We start from the raw sequence: 19,346 nt of genomic DNA on the forward strand, positions 1-19,346 counted from the left end.
CCATTATTGTGCCGCTACTCAGAAAACCGGTTTTGACATGGGTCAATGCGCCGCATCAATCCAAGGTCGGCAACCCAAAAAAAGCGCGTGAACAGGCAGTGCTGTGGTCGGCCAAGTCTTGCGCGCTTTCGTTGCGGTGCAGGGCGACTTCGCGCAGTACTTCCGTCAGATAAGCCGGTTCGTTACGACCGTTTTTCGGCTTGGGACGCAGGGTGCGCGGCAGCAGGTAAGGCGCATCGCTTTCCAGCATCAGGCGGCCCCGGGGAATTTCTTTGACGAGTGGGTGCAGGTGCGTCCCACGGCGCTCGTCGCATATCCAGCCGGTGATGCCAATGTGCAAATCGAGGTCGAGGTAGCTGAACAGCGCCGCCTGTTCGCCGGTGAAGCAATGCACTACGGCGGCGGGGAGGTGGTCGCGGTAGTCCTTGAGGATCTCCAGCAGGCGTTGGTTAGCGTCACGCTCATGGAGAAATACCGGGAGCTTTAGCTCGACGGCCAGGGCCAGGTGTTCTTCCAGGACTTTTTCCTGTTGCGGGCGCGGTGAGAAATCCCGGTTGAAATCCAGGCCGCATTCGCCCACGGCACGTACGCGGCTTTCGCTGAGTAAACCGCGCAAACGCTGGGCGCTGTCGCCGTTCCAGTCGCTGGCGGAGTGGGGGTGGATGCCTGCGGTGCTGAACAGGCGTTGGCCGCTTTCGTCGAGGTTGACGCACAGTTCCAGAGCCTGTTCGCTGCCGTCGACGCTGGTGCCGGTGAGTACCAATTGCTGCACGCCGGCGGCGTAGGCGCGGTCGAGAACGGCCTGGTGCTTGTCGTCGAAACTGGGGTTGGTCAGGTTGACGCCGATATCAATGAGTTGCATGGTGCTATCTCCGCCTGCGGCCGGAAAGCATATCAGAGCTGTAGATTTATAAGAAAAACGAAGAACTACAATGAGTTATAGCTGTCTTTGAACGTCGCAAGTGACATCGTGTTTGGCTGAACGCCCTGCACTGTGCCACCGTTGCACGCAAAGCCTGCGCATAAAGCGCTCTGTTTCTGACCTCCACCGCGTCGTTTTTCGCGAGCGCGTTGGCCAGTATTCTTTCCGGAGAGCGGATGATCCGACCCTCGGCGTTGCTTATGTTGTGCCTGGCGTTACTGTTGCCTTTGGCGGCGGTTGCGCGTCTGGACGGGCCGCTGGAAGTGACCAAGCCTGGCAAGGTCCGTGACTTGGCGGAGATTCGTTCAAGTCGCACCCTTCGGGTATTGGTCAACCAAAGTCGCAACAGTTCCGGCGAAGTGCAGGGCCAGGCCATCGGAGTTGAATACCACCGCCTACGCGCCTTCGAGCAATACCTCAACGGTCACGCCCGTGATGGCCAGGAAATAAACCTCAAGATAATCCCCAAGGCCAAGGATCAATTGCTCGGCGCTCTGGCCCGTGGTGAAGGCGATCTGGTTGCTCCTGGGGAGTTGCTTGATGTGAAAGCTGCTCACAAAATCAGCACCAGTAGCCCGATTGCCAGCGCTGTACCGTTGTGGCTGGTGGGGGTGAAGGGAGAGCGGCGTTTTACCAAGTTGGAGCAACTGTCAGGACGAACGCTGGCGCTGACCACTGGCAGTGCGGCAGCGGATGCCATCAGCCAGGTCAATCAGAAGCTGGCCCTGCACAAGCAGCCACCGGTGAAGGTGGAATGGGTGGACCCGACCCTGGCAGTGGAGGACGTTCTGGAAATGGTGCAGGCGGGGATTTTCCATCTCACCATTGTCGAGAAACCGATTGCCGAACGCTGGTCGAAGATCCTGCCCAAGTTGCGCTTCGACAAACAAGTCGTCATCAGCGAACCTGGCGATGAATACTGGTTTGTTCGCCAGGACGCTTCGATGCTGCGTGCAAGTATTGATCGCTTTCTCAAGACCTATCGCACGCCTTCCGACCAGGACGTGGCGTTTCAACGCATTTATCGACGCCTCTACCAGGTGCGCAACCCACTGGCCCGCGCCGACCGCCAGCGCCTGGAAAAGCTGCGGCCAGTGCTGCAAAAACATGCGCGCGAGCAGGGCATGGACTGGCTTAACCTTGCAGCGCTGGCTTTCAAGGAATCCGCCTTCGATCCTGGCGCGCGCAACAGCGGTGGTCCTACCGGCTTGATGCAGATCACACCCTCAGCGGCCCAGCGGGTGGGCGTCAACAATATCGAAAGTCTCGACAGTAATGTGCAGGCGGGGGCGCGTTATCTGGCGTTGATCCGTCGCAAGTTCTTCGCCAGCCCCAAGCTCAACGAGCGTGAACGCATGGCTTTTGTACTCGCGGCCTACAATATGGGCCCGGAGCGCGTGCAGGGTATGCGCACCGAGGCTCGGCGCCGGGGATTGAACCCCAACCAATGGTTCTTCCAGGTGGAGCGCATTGCCATGGAACAGGTGGGAATGGGCGGCGTCAGCTATGTTAATAGCGTCAACAAGTACTTCTTGGCGTTCGATCGGGAGCGTGAGTCCCTGGAGCCGCCAGCACCGAAAATTGCCTCACGGAAGTAATCGATTTTATCGATATTAATCAGGCATTTTTTCGGCTTTTATCATTGCTTAAACTGATTAATATAGCGGCCAACCAACCCCTACTTCGAAAAGGATTTACTCCATGAGCCCAATGATCAAAAGCCTACTGTCCACTCGTGCCGGCTACGGTCTGACCATCCTGCGCATTGTTGTTGGCATCATCTTCGCCGCCCACGGTTCGCAAAAACTCTTCGGTTGGTTTGGCGGCTACGGCTTGGCGGGCACCGCCCAATGGATGGAAAGCATCGGCCTGGCGCCGGGTACCCTGATGGCGCTGCTGTCGGGCGGAACCGAGTTTTTCGCCGGCCTGGCCCTGATCATCGGTCTGCTGGTACGCCCTGCTGCGTTGGGCCTGACCATTCTGTCGGTGGTGGCGATCTTCTCGGTGCATATCCATAACGGTCTGTTCATGGCCAACAACGGTTACGAGTTCGCATTAGCCTTGTTGGGCGGGTCCGTGGCAGTGCTGCTGGAAGGTGCCGGCAAACTGTCTGCCGACCGTGCAATAGCCAACTGACCCCTCTACAACACCTGAAGAGGCCCGCCATGTGCGGGCCTTTTCGTTGCTCGGGATTCTTGACATCGGCCATCCGGCTTCTCTAGGATGCTGCCCATGCGCCGATTTAAACAGCTAATTGCGGGGCGCCACTGGGACTCGATGCAGCCCGACAGAAGCCTGTTCTCCCCTGAGGAAACAGCTTCGAAATACCGCTAAAGCGCTGGTTCGGTGTTGCCTCTCACCTGCCCGCAGACTTTTGAGGCAGAGACACGACACTATGAATGCACTACGCCCCCTGATACGCCTGGCTCCGATCACTGCGGACCTTACTCAACGCAATCCGAAAATACTCTTGGGCGGTAAGCACCAGCCCACGCTGTTGCGTTACCTGGACGGCTGGCCACGTCGCACCGGGCGGCCTTCGGCTTTCCTGATCCAGTTTGTCGAAGATGGCGGTTCCCTGGCCCGTTTTGCGAGTAATAGCTTCGACCTGGCAGTTATCCAGGCGCCCAGTGCCAGCGACGCGGCTGAAGTGATTCGTCAACTCACACGTATTGCCCGGCAGGGGCTGATTGCCAGGCGTTGAGGGCTCAGGAGAGTCCGACACTCGCCTGTAATCGGCGCCGTTTATTCCTTACAAAAACCACCCAAGCGACCAGACAGAGCACGCCCGGGATTGCCAAGGTCACGAACAGCTTTATCGCGAGCTCCAGGCGATGCACCTCAGCGTGCGTCTGAGCCCTCAAAGCGTGTAATTCCATGGGTAAGCGCAGGCGCTCCTTGTTGAGCGCCACCAATTGGGGGGTGGTGTCCACTGCTTGGGAGCCGAGGGGGGCTGCCGGTGGGTTCAGCATTTGCCATTCCTGTTCCGTTCGTAACAGACGCCGTTCCAATTCAGTCGCCTTCTGCACGTAGGCTTGTTCGGCGTTGTCGCGTATCCGCTCCATCATGTTCTTCGATCTGTCCATCGGTGCGCGCGGGCGGATATTGGCCAGTGAATCGCTTGCGGACAGGTTATCCAGCGTATTTAAGATAAAGACTGCGTTGCTGTCAGGCGCTGAGCTATTGATGTGATCCGTGAGCAAATCAGTGTCGGCCACTACCACCACATGGATCTGTGCCGCTTTTTGCAAACCTGCGGGCTGCTCCTTAATGCCATCGGGGAATGCTGAGTAGGCTGGCCCCTCTATACGAGCTGCAATCACATGGTGTTGCGCCCGAGTGGATGCGTTATCGGCCGTTGAGTCGATCTCATGTGCTGAGGTAAATCGGTTGGTTTCCAGCAACCTGGATTGCCCGGAGCTTTGCAGAAGCGGGGTGAGGGTGGTGCCGCTTTTTTTGCGATGAAAAAGCGCACCGCTGCTCGATACCGTCACAGTATTCAGTTTCCAAGTGCTGATGTCGTGCGTGTTCATTGCCTGCCGATGCAGCTTCAATCTGCCCGGATACTGCACTGGGAGCTTACCCAGCTCAGGTGCCGCCGATTCCGCGTAGCGGTGGTCGATTAGAAACTTGTTTGCTGGCATCTCTACGCCCCAAGCGGAAAGCACCTCTGTCAGACGGGTATTGGCGGACGTGATGTTCGAACTTTGCTCAGGCATGGGGTCGATAAACATCATCAATTTACCGCCCCTCAACACAAATTGTTCAATCCCATACAACGATTGTTCGGGCAGCGCTTCAGGACGCACGACCATAAGCGTTTTGACGTGTTCCGGTATGCGCTCGGTGGTCGCCTCCAGATTGACCAGGTTGAAATGACGCTGCATTTCCGTCACCAACTGGCCTGCATAGTCTCCCATCGCTAAACCAGACAATAGTCCGATAACGGGGCGGTCTGGGTACTGCAACTTATAGATCAGATGGCTGATTTCATATTCGAGCAATGGCTCCCGGTCCAGGCTGAATGATTCAATACGTTGCGCTCCGTGGCCGGCTCGGGTGCCGATTAGCCCCAGAAATCCCGCCTGGTCGTCGAGACCGAAAAGCCTGGCTTTGTAGGCGTCTTCTGAAAAAGATCCGGGATCAATAAGGTGCAGATTGATCATACCCTTCGCTGCTTTTTCGTATTCCCGCAACCGGTCTTCTATGTGCTTGCCGTGGCGCTTTAGGGCGAAGCTTCGTTTCGGGTCGTTATTGGTATTGAAGTAATACAAGTCCATTGGCGACTCAAGCGACGAAAGTAATTGTCTAGCGGGTGGGGAGAGGGTGTGGACCTTATGTCGCGAAAGATCCCATCGAATATCAGGAATTTTCGCTATCCAAACTAAGTTGAACGCTAGAAATAATAACAATATGACAGTGAGTGTAATGCCTGTGCGCAGAGTAGGTTGCATGGAGGGCTTTCCTTCTCAGCGGTGTCGGTAATTGAGGGTTACTGTCGTGGCTGTGAGGAAGGCGACTATTATACTAATGAAGTAAAGGATGTCGCGAAGCGTAAACTTTCCGTTGTCAATAGCGCTGAACCTTGAAAAAGGGCTTAGGGAGGCCAGGCTGTCTATTGCCCAGATGGGCGCCTGATGCTCTAGTGCATCAAGCAAATAAGAAAGAGCGCTGGAGGTGAGCAGCAAGCCTACTGTCAGTATGAAAAGGACAGTGCGCTGAGGCAGCAGTGTGAAAATAAAAAATCCGACAGATAAATAACTGCCTGCCAGCAGCCAGCTAGACATAAATTGCGAGGCAATAATATTGTTGTCTGCATTACCCATGTAGTTGGCAATGATGACGAGGGGGAACGCCAACATCAGGGCCATGCCCACCACGGCCCAGGCTGCTAGAAATTTTCCAACAACCCATTCGTGCGTCGTGACGGGCACTGTTTTCATCAGGTCGAGAAAGCCTGCATTGGATTCGTCCGACCAAAGTTGCGTCGCGAGTGAAGGAATCAATAATAGATATAGCCAAGGGTGCAACTGGAAAAAAACCTGCAAGGTATTGATGTCGTGTTCAGGCCACGGACTCATGTGCAACCCGAGTGCCACGTAAAGCACTGAAAAAATGGCAACGCTCAGATAAGTGCCGGGTGTGCAGGCGTAGTGGAGAAGTTGACGCTTGAAAATGACTGGCAGCAGTTTCAAAGACGGGCCTCACGGCTCAGATGATGAACCACATCGCTCAGTCGACCGGGCTCTAGGTTCAGTGAGTTGATTTTCCATCGGCGATGGGCAATGAGTGCATTGATGTGGGGGTAGATGGTGTGTCCCGGCATGGCCAGGACGGTCACCGTACCGGGTGCATGCCGATGCTCTTCGATCCCTGCCACACCTGGCAGTACGGCCAGAGCCAACAAGTCCAACGGAGCGTCTGCGGCGAGGGTGACCGCCTGAAAATGACGGGAGTTGCGTTGCAAATCGGGCATTGGGGTGTCGGCCACCAGGCGATTGCCTGCGATAACCAGCGCGCGAGTACAGAACTCGGATAATTCATCGCAGTGGCGGGAGGCGACGATCACTGTCATGTCTTGTGTCAACGACTGGATGAGCGCCCTGAATTTGTGTTTTTGATCAGGTGTGAGCCCTTCAGTTGGCTCATCGAGTAACAGCAGCGTAGGGGTGTGCAAGATGGCTTGGGCGATGGCGACTTTGCGCTTAAGGCTGATCGACAGCGCATCAAGGGGCGCGTTGAGCACCGATGACAATTCCAATCGTGCAGCAGCCTGTTCAACCTTTGCGCGCTTTTCGGTGCCGCGAAGTCCGCGGATGGCTGCGATGTAGTCAAGGAACTCTTTAACCAGCATCGTCGGGTGACTGACACACTTGTTAATTTGGTAGCCGACTATCTTTTTTACTTTATGCGATTGGGTGGTTGTATCGATACCTTGGATGTTGATATGTCCGCTGAAGGGGAGTGTCGAGCCTGAGATTAAATCGAGAAGTGCTGTTTTAACTGTAGGATTTTCTCCGAATAGTCCCAGGCATTCATGTTTGCAGGCGCTAAATGAAAAATCGTTGATTATTGTTTTCTTGTTTAGATGTTTTGTCAGGTTGGTTATTTTGATCATTTAGTATGGTGCGCGCAGGGCGAAGATGTTGAAAAAGAATACGAGCAATAGTGGTTTTTGGGAACTCCGATAAGCATTAATAGGAAAAGTCCTACGTGCACGCTAGGCAGGTCGCTGGAACAATTGTTTTGTGTTTGTAATCTCTAACTGCCTAGTGTTTGTCTGGGAGTTGTAGAGATTTTCCGAATGTCTAATGAGACCTGATTATCATGATGCTTCTACGTACTCTTGTTCTTGAACGCGATGGCCAAGATACGCCGGTCAACGGGGCGTTGCTCTGTGGATTTGCTGTTGGTCAGATTGCCTCAAACTTTCTTGTTTATAGCTTGGATGAAGAGGTGGAGCCGGCGAGTTCAAGGGTCTATATCGCAACCCTGCGCAAAAAACTCGATCGGTATTTTCTAGATGGGGTAGAGTCCAAGGAAGACTTACAGGTGGCAATGCAAGTTTTTAAGCAGATTCTTACATCGGCGTCGGGTATTAAGACCGGCAGTGTTACCGACACTCAAGTTTCTTATCATTTTCTCGATTTGAAAGGGTGCAAACTGCCCCCTGCGAGGCCTGAAGAGCATCATTCGGTGACCATCAAGAAGGCCCTGGTGATGAAGGTGATCACCCTGGGAATGTCTGCTCCGGTGATGCCACCCATCGAAAGTGCTTCATTGATTGTGCCTTCCATTCGCTTCTCGTCGAAAATGAGTGCGCCTCCCAGGGACGCGGACCCAACCGAGCCTGCCCAGTTGCCCGTAAATGAACAGACGCCAGAAGAGCCAAGGCAGATGCCAATCAATGAGCCGGTGACCGTGTTGCGGACTGCACCAGCCGTAATGAATGAGCCAGACGCTCCGGTGCAGCCAAAGCAACTGGCGCCAGCAGACCGCTGCAACCTGTTCGAAGTGGACAGTACGCTGACCAACCTTGCTCGTGTCGCTCAGGAACTCACCCAACAAAAACTCGCTGCAATGGAACGCGAAACAGCCCTTGATCAATGGCAGGCCCGATTGCAGCAAGAGCAGAGTCAATTGGATGAAAGGACCCGCGAATTGGAACAGCGCACCACTCAGTTGCATGACCAATCGTTGGCCGTCAGTCAGCGGACCGAAGCCCTGAAAGTGATGACTTCGCAAGTGTCGGGTTTACGCCAGAGTTTGCGCGGTGTGCTGCTTGAGCTGGATCAGACCCTGGATGGTTAGACTGCCCTGGCTACTTTCCCGGGTTCATTTATCATCAACCCCAGCGAACCGACGTCAGGGAGTTATTGCCTGGCCTATCGGCATCTATGGACATTGCCTGGGGATGCATGCGTTTGAGTACCAAGCTGATTACCAAAGAAGGTCATGAGGCGCTGAAGAAAGAGCTGGATTATCTGTGGCGCGAAAAACGTCCAGATACCACGCGCAAGGTGACGTGGGCCGCCTCACTGGGGGATCGCAGTGAGAATGCCGACTACCAGTACAACAAGAAGCTGCTGCGAGAAATCGACCGACGGGTGCGTTACCTGCGCAAGCGTCTGGAAGACATGCGCGTGGTGGAGTACATGCCCGAGCAGGAAGGTAGGGTTTTTTTTGGTGCTTGGGTCAATATTGAAAACGAGCAGGGAGAGACCAAGCGTTTTCGCATAGTCGGCTATGACGAGATTTATGACCGGATGGATTACATTTCTATCGACTCACCGATGGCTCGTGCCTTGTTGCGCAAGGAGGTCGACGATGAGGCCATCGTGCAGACTCCCGGTGGCGAAGTGTGCTGGTGGATCACCGGGATCGAATATGTGAAATAGGCAATGATGGCCCGCAGTCTTTGAAGAGTGCGGGCCATCGGCGTTTCAGCCTTCGCGCAATATCGTCAGTGGGCTGGCATTCAACGCGCGGCGTGTGCCGAATACTCCTGCGGCACCGATCAGTACGGCGCCGATGATCGGCAGCAGCAACAGCCATGGGTGCGGGTGCCAGACCAGGTCAAAGGCATAACGGTACAGCACCCAGGTCACCAGTTCGGTACCCAATGCCGCCAACAAACCGCTGACGGCGCCCAGCAAGCCAAACTCGATACGCCGTGCCTTGACCAGCAGCTTGCGTTCCGCGCCCAGCGCTCGTAGCAGTGCGCCTTGGCGGATGCGCTCGTCCAGCGTGGCCTGTAAACCGGAGAACAACACGGCCATCCCGGCAGCCAGTACAAACAACAGCACGTATTCCACCGCCAGGGTCACTTGGGCGAGGATGCTGCGCAATTGCTCCAGCAGGGCCTCAACCTGGAGGATCGTAACCGCCGGAAATGCTCGCGACAGATCGACGATTTGTTGGTCATGCCCTGGCGCCAGGTAGAAGCTGGTCAGGTAGGTGGCCGGCAGGTCCTTCAACGTGCCGGGCTGAAAAATCATGAAGAAGTTCGGCTGGAAGTTATCCCAGTTGATGGTTCGGAGGCTGGTGACCCGCGCTTCACGATTTTCCCCGGCAATGGTGAACACCAGGTGATCGTTCAACTTGAGCTTGAGGCTTTCAGCAACTTTGGCTTCTACCGAGACGCCAGGAATATCCTCGGTGGGTCGTTGCGACCACCATGAGCCTGCAGTCAGCGTATTGCCCGGTGGCAGGTCGGCGGCCCAGGTCAGGCTCAGGTCGCGTTGTACTGCGCGGTCGCCGCTGGAGTCCTTGCTGACTATGTCCTGTACCGGGTCGCCATTAATGCTAATCAACCGGCCCGGCACCACGGGGTACAGCGGCGCTGATTGCGCCTGCACTTCCAGCAGACGGGCGCTAAAGGCGTCCTTGTCGGCCGGCAGGATGTTCAGCGCAAAGTAGTTAGGCGCGTCCTTGGGCAACTGGTTTTGCCAAGTGTCCAGCAATTCGCCGCGCAGCAGGGCGATCAAACCCATGGACAATAAGATCAAGCCAAACGCCAGTGACTGGCCCGCCGCCGCCAATGGGTGGCGCAGCAGTTGGCCCAAGCCCAGGCGCCAGGGCAGGGAGGCGCGAGCCAGCAGGCGCCGCAGGCTTTGCAACAGCAGCAAAAGCAAGCCGCCGAGGACCAGCGCAGCCACCACGCCACCGCCCAGCAGGGCGAAGGTCAGCACCAGATCCAGGCTCAGGCGCCACATGATCAGGCCCAGTGCGAACAGCGCAGCGCCGTAAACCATCCAGGTGCTGGACGGAATTGGCAGCAGGTCGCGGCGCAACACCCGCAACGGCGGTACCCGACCGAGTGCTGCCAACGGCGGCAGGGCGAAACCGGCGAGAGCCACCAGCCCGGTGCCGATCCCGGCAACGGCCGGCAACAGTCCCCCGGGGGGAACATCCGCGGGCAGCAGGTCGTGCAGGAAATAGAACAAGCCGAACTGTGCCAGCCAACCGAGCAGGGCGCCGGCCAGGCTTGCGAGCAAACCCAGTACGGTCAGTTGCAGGCTGAACAGCAACATGGCTTCGCGTCGTGACAGTCCCAGGCAGCGCAGCAATGCACTGGCGTCGAAGCGTCGGGTGGCAAAGCGGTTGGCCGACAAAGCCACGGCCACGCCGGCCAGCAGCACGGCTACCAGGCTGGCCATGTTCAGGTAGCGCTCGGCTTTGCCCAAGGCGCCGCCAATCTGTTGATTGCCGTCGCGTGAGTCCTGCAGTCGCTGGTTGGCGGCGAGCCCCGGCTTGAGCAGGTCGCGATAGGTTTGCAGCACCGTGCTTTCCGGCGGCCCGCGCCATAATTCGCGGTAGCTGACGCGGCTGCCGGGTTGGACCACGCCGGTGGCGTCCAGGTCTGCCAGGTTGATCATCACCCTTGGCGTGAGGCTGTAGAAGTTGCCGGCGCGATCTGGTTCGTAGGTGAGTACGCGGGCCAGACGCAGGGTTTTCATGCCGACATCGACGCTGTCGCCGATTTTGAGGTCCAGTGCCGTCAGCAGCCGCGCCTCCACCCAGGCTTCGCCGGGTTTGGGGCCGCCGCCAGGGGTTTCATCGCCAAAGGGCGCAGCAGCGCTCTTCAGTTCGCCTCGCAGCGGATATTGCTCGTTGACCGCCTTGATACTGGAAAGCTGGATACCGTTATCTGTGGCGATAACACTGGAGAACTCCACGACTCGCGCGTGATCCAGACCCAGTTCGGTCCCGGAGCGGATTTGCTCGGACCGGGCTGGTGAGCTTCCTTCAAGTACCAGGTCGGCGCCTAGGAACTCGGTGGCGCGCAACATCATGGCGCCGTTGAGACGTGCACCGAAGTAACCGATAGCAGTGCTGGCGGCCACGGCCACCAGCAGGGCAAAGAACAACACGCGCAATTCGCCAGCGCGGGCATCGCGCAGCAATTGACGCATGGCAAGGCTGAACAGGCGCAACAGCGGCAAACGTGCCATCAAGGCTCCAGGGGCGCGACCATCAGGCCGGCTTCAAGGCGGATCAGGCGTCGGCAACGGTGGGCCAGGCGCTCGTCGTGGGTGACCAGCACCAGGGTCGTGCCGCTCTCTTTATTGAGCTCGAACAGCAGGTCGCTGATGCGCTCGCCGGTGTGGCTGTCGAGGTTGCCGGTGGGTTCATCGGCAAACAGCACGTCCGGTTCGGCGGCAAAGGCGCGGGCAATGGCTACACGCTGCTGCTCGCCACCGGAAAGTTGGCGTGGCGAGTGTGTGAGGCGCTGGCCGAGGCCCACGCGTTCCAGCAGGTGTTTGGCGCGCTCACGGGCGTCTTTGCGGCCATCCAGCTCCAGCGGCAGCATGACGTTCTCCAGCGCGTTGAGGCTGTCGAGCAGTTGGAACGACTGGAACACAAAGCCTACGTGTTCGGCGCGGATTCGTGCGCGCTGGTCTTCGTCGAGGCGGCTGAGGGCTTGTCCGGCGAGGGTGACTTCGCCGCTGCTGGGCAGGTCGAGTCCGGCCAGCAGGCCGAGGAGGGTGGATTTACCGGAGCCGGAGCTGCCGACGATAGCCAGGCTATCGCCCTTGTTCAGTTCGAGGCTCAGTTCGTGCAGGATAGTCAGTTCACCTTCCGCGCTGGGAACCACTTTGCTAAGGTTCCGCGCGGTGAGAATGCTTGCGCCCATGGAGAATCCGATGCGAATGTGGTTTTTGAGTGCTGGCCTGGCCTTGATGTGCATGGCCCAGAACGCAGCGGCGGGTACAGTCCTGATCGTTGGCGATAGTATCAGTGCCGGTTTCGGCCTGGATACACGCAAAGGGTGGGTTGCCTTGTTGGAGCAACGGCTCAAGAAGGAAGGTTTCGACGATAAAGTGGTCAACGCCTCCATCAGTGGTGATACCAGTGCTGGAGGTCTCGCGCGGCTGCCGGCGGCCCTTGCAGAGCATAAGCCTGAGGTAGTGATTATCGAACTGGGTGGCAATGACGGCCTGCGCGGTATGCCCCCTACGCAATTGCAACAAAATCTTGCGTCGATGATTCAGAAGTCCCAGGACAGCGGCGCGAAGGTGCTGTTGCTGGGCATGCAGATTCCACCTAACTATGGGAAGCGTTATGTCGACGCCTTCGCCAAAGTATTTGCCGATGTCGCCCAGCAGAAAAAGGTGCCTTTGGTACCGTTTTTCCTTGAAGGAATCGGCGGCAATTCGCAATTGATGCAGGCTGACGGGCTGCACCCGGCTGTCGCTGCTCAGGGCAAGTTGCTGGAAAATGTCTGGCCTACGCTAAAACCGCTGCTATGACGCTTTTCTACTGGCAGGCTTTCGGCTAAGGTGGCGCCCCCCCGATCTGGAGCCCCCGATGTCGCGTCCTGCCTGGTCACTGTTTAACTACCAACTGATCGAGCCGGACGAGCAGTTGGATCTCTTCGCCTGCCAGGAAGTGCGGGTGCATTTAGTGGCGCGTCAATTGGAACTGGGCGGCTCCATTGATCGCACGCTGTGCGGCACGTTACTGCCAGCGCAGCCACGTTGGTCGCGGGTTGATCGCTCGATTTTCCAGGACCAGCGCCTTTGCCCCTTGTGCCGGGCCATCTTGGAGTCTCAAAAGCGCGGCACACCGCCGATCTGGCCTGAGCTGCGTTTCGAACTCTAGGGGCCGCGACACGCTTGCAGCTAGAAGCTCACATCACGTATACAATCGATTTTTACCTACACGTCGTTCTGCGAAGGATTTTTCGGATGTTGTCGCGCCTTTCCGTCGTCACCTGCTGCCTGTCTCTCGCTGCACTCTGTGCGGCGGGTTCTGCATCTGCTTTGCAGTTGCCCTTGCCACCTCCGGGTGAAGACATCGTCGGCCAGGTCCAGGTGATCAAGGCCAAGTACGAAGACACCTTTGCCGACCTGGGCACCACTTACGACCTGGGCTATTCGGAAATGGTCGCGGCCAACCCAGGTGTTGATGCCTGGTTGCCGGGAGCGGGCACCGAGATCGTGCTGCCGACGAGTTTTATCCTGCCGCCGGGGCCTCGCGAGGGCATCGTGATCAACCTGGCGGAATACCGGCTCTATTATTTCCCCAAGGGCCAGAACGTGGTCTACACCTTCCCGTTGGGGATTGGTCGTGAGGGCTGGGGCTCGCCCATTGCCCACACCAGTATTATCGCCAAGACGCCGAACCCGACATGGACGCCGCCGGCTTCGATCAAGGCCGAACACGCCGCCAACGGTGATCCTTTGCCTAACGTGGTGCCTGCTGGCCCAGATAATCCGCTGGGCCCGTTCAAGTTCACCCTGGGCACACCGGGTTACCTGATCCACGGCTCCAACATGAAGTTCGGTATTGGCACACGTACCAGTCATGGCTGTTTCCGCATGTTCAACAATAATGTGCTGGAGATGGCGGGCATGGTGCCGGTAGGTACGTCGGTGCGCATCATCAACGATGCCTACAAGTTCGGCAGCAGCGGCGGCAAGGTCTATCTGGAAGCGCATACGCCTTTGAATGATGATGGAACGCCATCGGTGGTCGACAAGCACACGGCGGTGATCAACGCTTTGCTCAAGCGTGAAGACTTGGCCAATAACCTGCGGGTCAATTGGGATCAGGTGCGTGATGTGGTGGCCGCGGAAGATGGTTTGCCGACTGAAATCGGCGTGCCAGGTGGGGCGCCTATAGCGTCCAGCTCGCTGATCGATCTTCAGCAGTGACTCTGCTCGATCAAAAGCCCGCCCACAGCCTTGCGCTGCGGCGGGCTTTTTATTGCCTGCGTTCAGGTGCGAATCGCAGACAGTAAAAAAGCCGATCCATAAATGGATCGGCTTGATAACAATCCCGAGGGATTATTACTTGCGGCTAGCTTTTTCAAGCATACGCAGAGCGCGCTCGTTAGCTTCGTCAGCAGTCTGTTGTGCTTTTTGAGCAGCAGCCAGAGCTTCATCAGCTTTACGGTAGGCTTCGTCTGCACGGGCCTGGGAGCGAGCTGCTGCGTCTTCAGTTGCAGTCAGACGAGCTTCGGTTTCTTTGGAGACGCTGCTGCAACCGGTAGCCAGAACTGCGGCCAGAGCCAGAGCAGAGAATTTCAGAACGTTGTTCATCGTGTTCCCCTTCAAGGACTTTCTATTAAATGGCTACTTTCTCAGAGTGAGCTAATAGCCGGCGTACATACTACCCATTACTTGTAGTAAGTAAACTGACGTAGCGCAAGAAGCAAAAAAAATTCTCGCACCTAATCTATTTTGGCTAATCTTTTGGAGGTTTGTATAAAAACCGTCCAATTTTTTTCATACGGGTGAAGATTGGATCCAGGCTGAAAGGGCCGGCCTGCATGCGTTAAGCTTTGTATATAGATGAAAATTTATATATTCGGGCCGACACTTACGTTGCGTTTGGCGTTGCTTGGCCGGGCATCTTTTACTCATGTACAGGTGACTTTAAGAGCGCCTGTTCGTCTCAAGGTTCAACTGCCGGCAATGTTCAGGCTTTCGACCAGTGTTTGGTCGAGGCCCCTTCTATATCCACCAGCAGCAGGGGATGACGAGTGCGCCTTGAGCAATTTCAGGATTGGTGCCTACTATTCCCTACGTGCTGGTTGTTAGCGCTCAAGGTTTTCTCGTTGTCGAAACCGGCACGGGGTGGCGTAGATGTTCCTTCGCCGGAAAAACATCGGTAAGGTAGGGGTCAGAATTCAAGACCCGCGAGGAGTAGTGATGAGCGAGGCGTTGTCCATCCACCATGACCAGGCTGGTCATCAGTTCGAGACCAATGTGGACGGTCATCGTGCCTATCTGACCTATATGGACCTCGGGAAGCAGACCCTGGATATCTATCGGACCTTCGTGCCCAACGCACTGCGGGGCCGCGGCATTGCGGCGGCGTTGACCGAAGAGGCCTTAAAGTTTGCCGAAGAGGCTGGCTACACGGTGATCCCTTCCTGCTCCTATGTCGAACGCTACATGGAGCGCCATCAGCGTCATGCCGCGAAGCTGTGAGTGATCAGCAGACAATAAAAAACGCCGGGCTTAGCCCGGCGTTTTTGTGTGTGCAGTTGCGGCTCAGGTGCGTTTGCGTGTTGGCAATACGTCCTTGAGCTTGGCGTGCATGCTGCGTAGGGTGTTTTCGGTGGCGGCCCAGTCGATGCAGGCATCGGTGATCGACACGCCGTACTGCAAGTCGGCCAGGTCTTTTGGAATCGCCTGGCATCCCCAGTTCAAATGGCTCTCGACCATCAGGCCGATGATCGACTGATTGCCTTCGAGGATCTGGTTGGCAACGTTTTCCATCACCAACGGCTGTAGGGCCGGATCCTTGTTGGAGTTGGCGTGGCTGCAATCGACCATAATGTTTGGCTTGATCTTGGCCTTGTTCAACGCTTGCTCGCACAACGCAACGCTGACTGAATCATAGTTGGGCTTGCCGTTGCCGCCGCGCAGTACCACGTGACCGTAGGCATTGCCCTTGGTGGTGACGATGGAGACGCCGCCTTCCTGATTGATACCCAGGAAACGGTGGGGGCTGGAAACTGATTGCAGCGCGTTGATCGCCACAGTCAGGCCGCCGTCGGTGCCGTTCTTGAAGCCCACGGCCGATGACAGACCGGACGCCATTTCACGGTGGGTCTGGGACTCGGTGGTACGCGCGCCGATGGCCGACCAGCTGATCAGGTCCTGCAGGTATTGCGGGGAGATCGGGTCAAGCGCTTCGGTGGCAGTGGGCAGGCCCATTTCGGCCAGGTCCAGCAGCAACTGACGACCAATGTGCAAACCGTCCTGGATCTTGAACGAGTCGTCCAGGTACGGGTCGTTGATCAAGCCTTTCCAGCCGACGGTGGTACGCGGCTTTTCGAAATAGACGCGCATCACCAAGTACAAGGTGTCGGACACTTCTGCCGCCAGTACCTTGAGGCGCTCAGCATATTCGTGTGCGGCCTTGAGGTCATGGATCGAGCATGGGCCGATTACCACAAAGAGGCGGTGGTCGGTGCCGTCGAGAATCTCACGGATGACTTCGCGACCCTTGGTGACGGTCTGCAGGGCAGCGTCGCTCAGGGGGATTTCGCGCTTGAGCTGATCGGGCGTGATCAGCGTCTCGTTGGATTCGACGTTTAGGTCATTGATCGGTAAATCAGCCATCGTGTTACTCGTCAGGGTCACGGGTGCCGGCCGCCAGCTATCCCCGTGCGGCGGAGCACAGCATGATTTGGATGCAGGGGGGAGGAACCTTAGCGCGTAACACGGGCCCGCGACAATGGGCAAAGCCCCCTTTAATCCCCTGCTGGCCGCACAAACGCCTCATGGGAGAAGTCACTGGCGTGTCGCGCCACCCACTCGCGGGCCAGGGCTTCGACTTTCGCAGGGCTAGGCTCAGCATCTTCGTGCTGGCGGCAGTAGCGCTCTATCCGGCATGCTTGTTCGCCCATGCGCGCACCGAACAACGCATGTTCATCGGTAAACGAAATGCCGACGCGGTAGCCGTTTTCCACCTTGCGACACCACGCCACGTAGCCTGGGTAGCGGGCGGTGGCACCCAGGGATGGAATGTGCAAGTCAACGGCCGTGCCCTGGCGCCAGGCGCGCGGCCAATTGCAGGCAATGCCACCCAGGCCGTTAGAGAGCAGGCGTTGGCGGGGTATGGCGGGAGAGGGGCGTTGGATTAACTCGACAGCGACATCATCAGGGTGAGGTAAAAAACGACCCATGTACACGGACTCCGAGCACCGTTCTGTAGACGGCGGTGGCAGCAGTATAGTGAAGGAACTGGAATTGACCGACCTGGATATTGACCAGCAATTGCTGGGATTGCCAGGGATTTCGCTCGTGGTGTTCACCAGCGTAGGATGCTCCAGCTGCCGTTGGGCGCGCCAGCAACTGCCCGGGTGGCACTTGCCGGTGGACCGTGTGTGCTGGGTGGATGCCGGGCACAACGGTGGCGCGGTTGAACGCTATCAGATCTTTCATTTGCCCGCGTTGTTCGTCGTGTGCGAGGGTCAATTCCTCGGACAATTACAGACACGTCTTACATCTGCCGACCTTGCCGACGCGATCAATCAAGCGTTGATCCGTACTCCAGAGGATTTGCCATGACAGTACAGTCGCCACGCGTTGGCATTATCGGAACCGGTGCCATCGGGGGATTCTACGGTGTGATGCTGGCGCGCGCCGGGTTCGATGTGCACTTTCTGCTGCGCAGCGAATATGCCGCGGTCAGCGAGCACGGCTTGCACATCAACAGCACGGTGCACGGCAAGTTGCACCTGTACCCGGTTCAGGCCTACGCGCGCGCCGCCGATATGCCGCCGTGTGACTGGTTGCTGGTGGGCACCAAGTCCACGGGCAATGTTGAGTTGGCGCCGACCATTGCCCAAATCGCGGCGCCGGATGCCAAAGTGGTGCTGCTTCAAAACGGCCTGGATGTAGAAGACAGCCTGCGAGAACACCTGCCGCTGTCGCTGCATCTGCTCGGCGGCCTGTGCTATATCGGCGTGCACCGTTCTGGTCCGGGTGTGGTTGAGCATCAAGCCTTGGGCCGGGTCAATCTGGGCTATCACAGCGGTTCTGCTGCTAACGATGAGGTTCGTCAGAAAGCAATTGTCGAGGCAGGCGCCGCGTTGTTTCATAAGGCTGGTATCGAGTCCCAGGCCATGGCCAATGTGCATCAGGCGCGCTGGCACAAGCTGGTGTGGAACGTGCCTTACAACGGCCTTTCGGTAGTGTTGGGGACTGGCACCACGGCCCTGATGGCCGACGAATCCAGTCGCCAACTGATCCAGGCGCTGATGGCTGAAGTGGTGCAGGGTGCCCATGCCTGTGGCCAGGAAATCCCCAAGAGTTACGCTGAGCAGATGTTTGCCATGACCGAAACCATGGACGATTACTTGCCGAGCATGTACCACGACCACGTACATAAGCGCCCGCTGGAGCTGGAGGCCATCTATGCTCGCCCTCTGGCAGCCGCCAAAGCCGCGGGCTGCGAATTACCGCGTATGCAGGCGCTGTATCAGGCCTTGAGTTTTATTGATCGGCATAACCGCTGATTCGGGGGGTAAATGCATGGCGAAGGGATTAGGCGACAAACTGGTGCTGGCGATTTCGTCGCGGGCCTTGTTCGACCTGAGCGACAGCCACAAGGTCTATCTCGCTCAAGGGGTGGAGGCCTACCGCAAATACCAGATCGAACACGAGGAAGAAATCCTTGAGCCCGGCGACGCCTTCCCTCTGGTCAAAAAGCTGTTGAGCCTCAACGCCAGCCTGGGTCGTGCCCGGGTTGAAGTGGTGCTCGTATCGCGCAACAGTGCCGACACTGGCCTGCGTGTATTTAACTCTATTCAGCACTACGGCCTGGATATCTCCCGCGCCGCTTTCGTAGGAGGGCGTAGCCCTTATCCTTATTTGGCCGCCTTTGGTTGCCATCTGTTTCTTTCGACCCATGCTGAGGATGTGCGCAGTGCCCTTGATGCCGGCTTTGCAGCGGCGACGATTTTGTCGGGCGGCCCGAGACGGGCTTCCAGCGAGGAACTGCACATCGCCTTTGACGGCGACGCGGTGTTGTTTTCCGATGAGTCGGAGCGCGTGTATCAGGCCGGCGGGTTAGCCGCGTTCCAGGCCAGCGAGCGCGAATCGGCGCGCCAGCCCTTGCACGGCGGTCCGTTCAAGGGGTTTCTGGCCGCGCTGAACGTATTGCAGCGTGAGTTTCCTGAAGAGGCCTGTCCGATCCGCACAGCTTTGGTAACCGCCCGTTCGGCGCCGTCTCACGAGCGGGTGATTCGCACGTTGCGTGAGTGGGATATTCGCTTGGACGAATCCTTGTTTCTTGGCGGTCTGGAGAAGTCCGCGTTCCTGGAAGCGTTTGCCGCTGATGTATTTTTCGATGACCAAGCCGGTCATTGCGAGAAAGCCAGGGAGGTGGTGGCCACGGGGCACGTGCCCCATGGCATCAGTAATGAGGTGAGGATTCAGGCCGAGAGTTAGGGCCGCTG

21 protein-coding genes are annotated in these 19,346 nt (G+C 57.4%); 12 read left to right on the forward strand and 9 right to left on the reverse strand.

Features of this window, described 5'->3' with window-relative positions; genetic code table 11:
- Positions 1-55: 55 nt before the first annotated feature.
- On the reverse strand, positions 56-862 hold the full coding sequence (locus G9Q84_RS14060) for a TatD family hydrolase (protein WP_122752689.1): 807 nt from the start codon (positions 860-862) through the stop codon (positions 56-58).
- A gap of 236 nt (positions 863-1,098) precedes the next feature.
- Here G9Q84_RS14060 and G9Q84_RS14065 point away from each other — a divergent pair, with 236 nt between their 5' ends.
- The 3 genes from G9Q84_RS14065 (at position 1,099) to G9Q84_RS14075 (ending at position 3,626) form a co-directional block, all read left to right on the forward strand.
- The gene (locus G9Q84_RS14065; protein WP_032888973.1) at positions 1,099-2,520 is read left to right on the forward strand and encodes an MltF family protein; all 1,422 of its coding nucleotides are present in this window, start codon (positions 1,099-1,101) and stop codon (positions 2,518-2,520) included.
- 103 nt (positions 2,521-2,623) lie between these two features.
- Positions 2,624-3,058, forward strand: a complete 435-nt coding sequence (locus G9Q84_RS14070) for a DoxX family protein (protein WP_032888975.1) — start codon at positions 2,624-2,626, stop codon at positions 3,056-3,058.
- A 259-nt stretch (positions 3,059-3,317) separates the two neighbouring features.
- Entirely contained in the window at positions 3,318-3,626 is a 309-nt protein-coding gene (locus G9Q84_RS14075; RefSeq protein WP_032888977.1) for a hypothetical protein, read from the forward strand.
- A gap of 4 nt (positions 3,627-3,630) precedes the next feature.
- On the opposite strand, the gene G9Q84_RS14080 is transcribed toward G9Q84_RS14075, so the two are convergent.
- The 3 genes from G9Q84_RS14080 to G9Q84_RS14090 are packed head-to-tail and all read right to left on the reverse strand — an operon-like array spanning position 3,631 to position 7,040.
- Complete coding sequence (locus tag G9Q84_RS14080) at positions 3,631-5,376, reverse strand: Gldg family protein (RefSeq protein WP_181643559.1); 1,746 nt, start codon at positions 5,374-5,376, stop codon at positions 3,631-3,633.
- A gap of 15 nt (positions 5,377-5,391) precedes the next feature.
- Positions 5,392-6,117, reverse strand: coding sequence for an ABC-2 transporter permease (locus G9Q84_RS14085; RefSeq protein ID WP_181643560.1), 726 nt, complete (start codon positions 6,115-6,117; stop codon positions 5,392-5,394).
- Positions 6,114-7,040, reverse strand: a complete 927-nt coding sequence (locus G9Q84_RS14090) for an ATP-binding cassette domain-containing protein (RefSeq protein WP_181643561.1) — start codon at positions 7,038-7,040, stop codon at positions 6,114-6,116. Before G9Q84_RS14090 ends, G9Q84_RS14085 begins: the two co-directional genes overlap by 4 nt.
- A 209-nt stretch (positions 7,041-7,249) precedes the next feature.
- Between G9Q84_RS14090 and G9Q84_RS14095 the strand changes: the two genes are divergently transcribed.
- Together G9Q84_RS14095 and greB are read left to right on the forward strand one after the other, a co-directional pair.
- Positions 7,250-8,233: a hypothetical protein gene (locus G9Q84_RS14095; RefSeq protein ID WP_099601456.1), complete on the forward strand. Its 984-nt coding sequence runs from the start codon at positions 7,250-7,252 to the stop codon at positions 8,231-8,233.
- Between the two features lie 113 nt (positions 8,234-8,346).
- Complete coding sequence (greB, locus tag G9Q84_RS14100; protein ID WP_032889294.1) at positions 8,347-8,820, forward strand: transcription elongation factor GreB; 474 nt, start codon at positions 8,347-8,349, stop codon at positions 8,818-8,820.
- Between the two features lie 45 nt (positions 8,821-8,865).
- On the opposite strand, the gene G9Q84_RS14105 is transcribed toward greB, so the two are convergent.
- Positions 8,866-11,376 (reverse strand): ABC transporter permease, encoded by a 2,511-nt coding sequence (locus G9Q84_RS14105; RefSeq protein WP_181643562.1) that lies wholly within the window; start codon positions 11,374-11,376, stop codon positions 8,866-8,868.
- Positions 11,376-12,059 carry an ABC transporter ATP-binding protein gene (locus G9Q84_RS14110; protein WP_032888990.1) on the reverse strand — a complete coding sequence of 228 codons (684 nt, stop codon included), beginning with the start codon at positions 12,057-12,059 and terminating at the stop codon, positions 11,376-11,378. Before G9Q84_RS14110 ends, G9Q84_RS14105 begins: the two co-directional genes overlap by 1 nt.
- A 10-nt stretch (positions 12,060-12,069) precedes the next feature.
- Here G9Q84_RS14110 and G9Q84_RS14115 point away from each other — a divergent pair, with 10 nt between their 5' ends.
- The 3 genes from G9Q84_RS14115 to G9Q84_RS14125 all read left to right on the forward strand — a co-directional run bounded on the left by G9Q84_RS14115 (position 12,070) and on the right by G9Q84_RS14125 (position 14,082).
- Complete coding sequence (locus G9Q84_RS14115) at positions 12,070-12,675, forward strand: arylesterase (RefSeq protein ID WP_032888992.1); 606 nt, start codon at positions 12,070-12,072, stop codon at positions 12,673-12,675.
- Positions 12,676-12,733: 58 nt separating this feature from the next.
- The gene (locus G9Q84_RS14120; protein ID WP_010211879.1) at positions 12,734-13,027 is read left to right on the forward strand and encodes a hypothetical protein; all 294 of its coding nucleotides are present in this window, start codon (positions 12,734-12,736) and stop codon (positions 13,025-13,027) included.
- A gap of 86 nt (positions 13,028-13,113) precedes the next feature.
- Positions 13,114-14,082 carry a L,D-transpeptidase family protein gene (locus G9Q84_RS14125; protein ID WP_181643563.1) on the forward strand — a complete coding sequence of 323 codons (969 nt, stop codon included), beginning with the start codon at positions 13,114-13,116 and terminating at the stop codon, positions 14,080-14,082.
- A gap of 135 nt (positions 14,083-14,217) precedes the next feature.
- On the opposite strand, the gene oprI is transcribed toward G9Q84_RS14125, so the two are convergent.
- A complete protein-coding gene (oprI, locus tag G9Q84_RS14130; RefSeq protein WP_003172710.1) occupies positions 14,218-14,469 on the reverse strand; it encodes an outer membrane lipoprotei OprI in 252 nt (83 codons plus the stop codon).
- 612 nt (positions 14,470-15,081) lie between these two features.
- On the opposite strand from oprI, the gene G9Q84_RS14135 reads away from it, so the two are divergent.
- On the forward strand, positions 15,082-15,363 hold the full coding sequence (locus G9Q84_RS14135) for a GNAT family N-acetyltransferase (RefSeq protein WP_003189869.1): 282 nt from the start codon (positions 15,082-15,084) through the stop codon (positions 15,361-15,363).
- 63 nt (positions 15,364-15,426) lie between these two features.
- On the opposite strand, the gene G9Q84_RS14140 is transcribed toward G9Q84_RS14135, so the two are convergent.
- Positions 15,427-16,503: a 3-deoxy-7-phosphoheptulonate synthase gene (locus G9Q84_RS14140; RefSeq protein ID WP_032888996.1), complete on the reverse strand. Its 1,077-nt coding sequence runs from the start codon at positions 16,501-16,503 to the stop codon at positions 15,427-15,429.
- A 131-nt stretch (positions 16,504-16,634) separates the two neighbouring features.
- Positions 16,635-17,069, reverse strand: coding sequence for a pilus assembly protein PilZ (locus tag G9Q84_RS14145; RefSeq protein ID WP_032888998.1), 435 nt, complete (start codon positions 17,067-17,069; stop codon positions 16,635-16,637).
- Between G9Q84_RS14145 and G9Q84_RS14150 the strand changes: the two genes are divergently transcribed.
- The 3 genes from G9Q84_RS14150 to G9Q84_RS14160 are packed head-to-tail and all read left to right on the forward strand — an operon-like array spanning position 17,068 to position 19,338.
- Entirely contained in the window at positions 17,068-17,454 is a 387-nt protein-coding gene (locus tag G9Q84_RS14150) for a thioredoxin family protein (RefSeq protein WP_181643564.1), read from the forward strand. The genes G9Q84_RS14145 and G9Q84_RS14150 overlap by 2 nt on opposite strands.
- Complete coding sequence (locus G9Q84_RS14155) at positions 17,451-18,404, forward strand: putative 2-dehydropantoate 2-reductase (protein ID WP_032889002.1); 954 nt, start codon at positions 17,451-17,453, stop codon at positions 18,402-18,404. Before G9Q84_RS14150 ends, G9Q84_RS14155 begins: the two co-directional genes overlap by 4 nt.
- A gap of 16 nt (positions 18,405-18,420) precedes the next feature.
- On the forward strand, positions 18,421-19,338 hold the full coding sequence (locus tag G9Q84_RS14160; RefSeq protein ID WP_032889004.1) for a 5'-nucleotidase: 918 nt from the start codon (positions 18,421-18,423) through the stop codon (positions 19,336-19,338).
- The last annotated feature ends 8 nt before the right edge of the window (positions 19,339-19,346 follow it).

This window comes from Pseudomonas sivasensis (assembly GCF_013778505.1).
Classification (GTDB): domain Bacteria; phylum Pseudomonadota; class Gammaproteobacteria; order Pseudomonadales; family Pseudomonadaceae; genus Aquipseudomonas; species Aquipseudomonas sivasensis.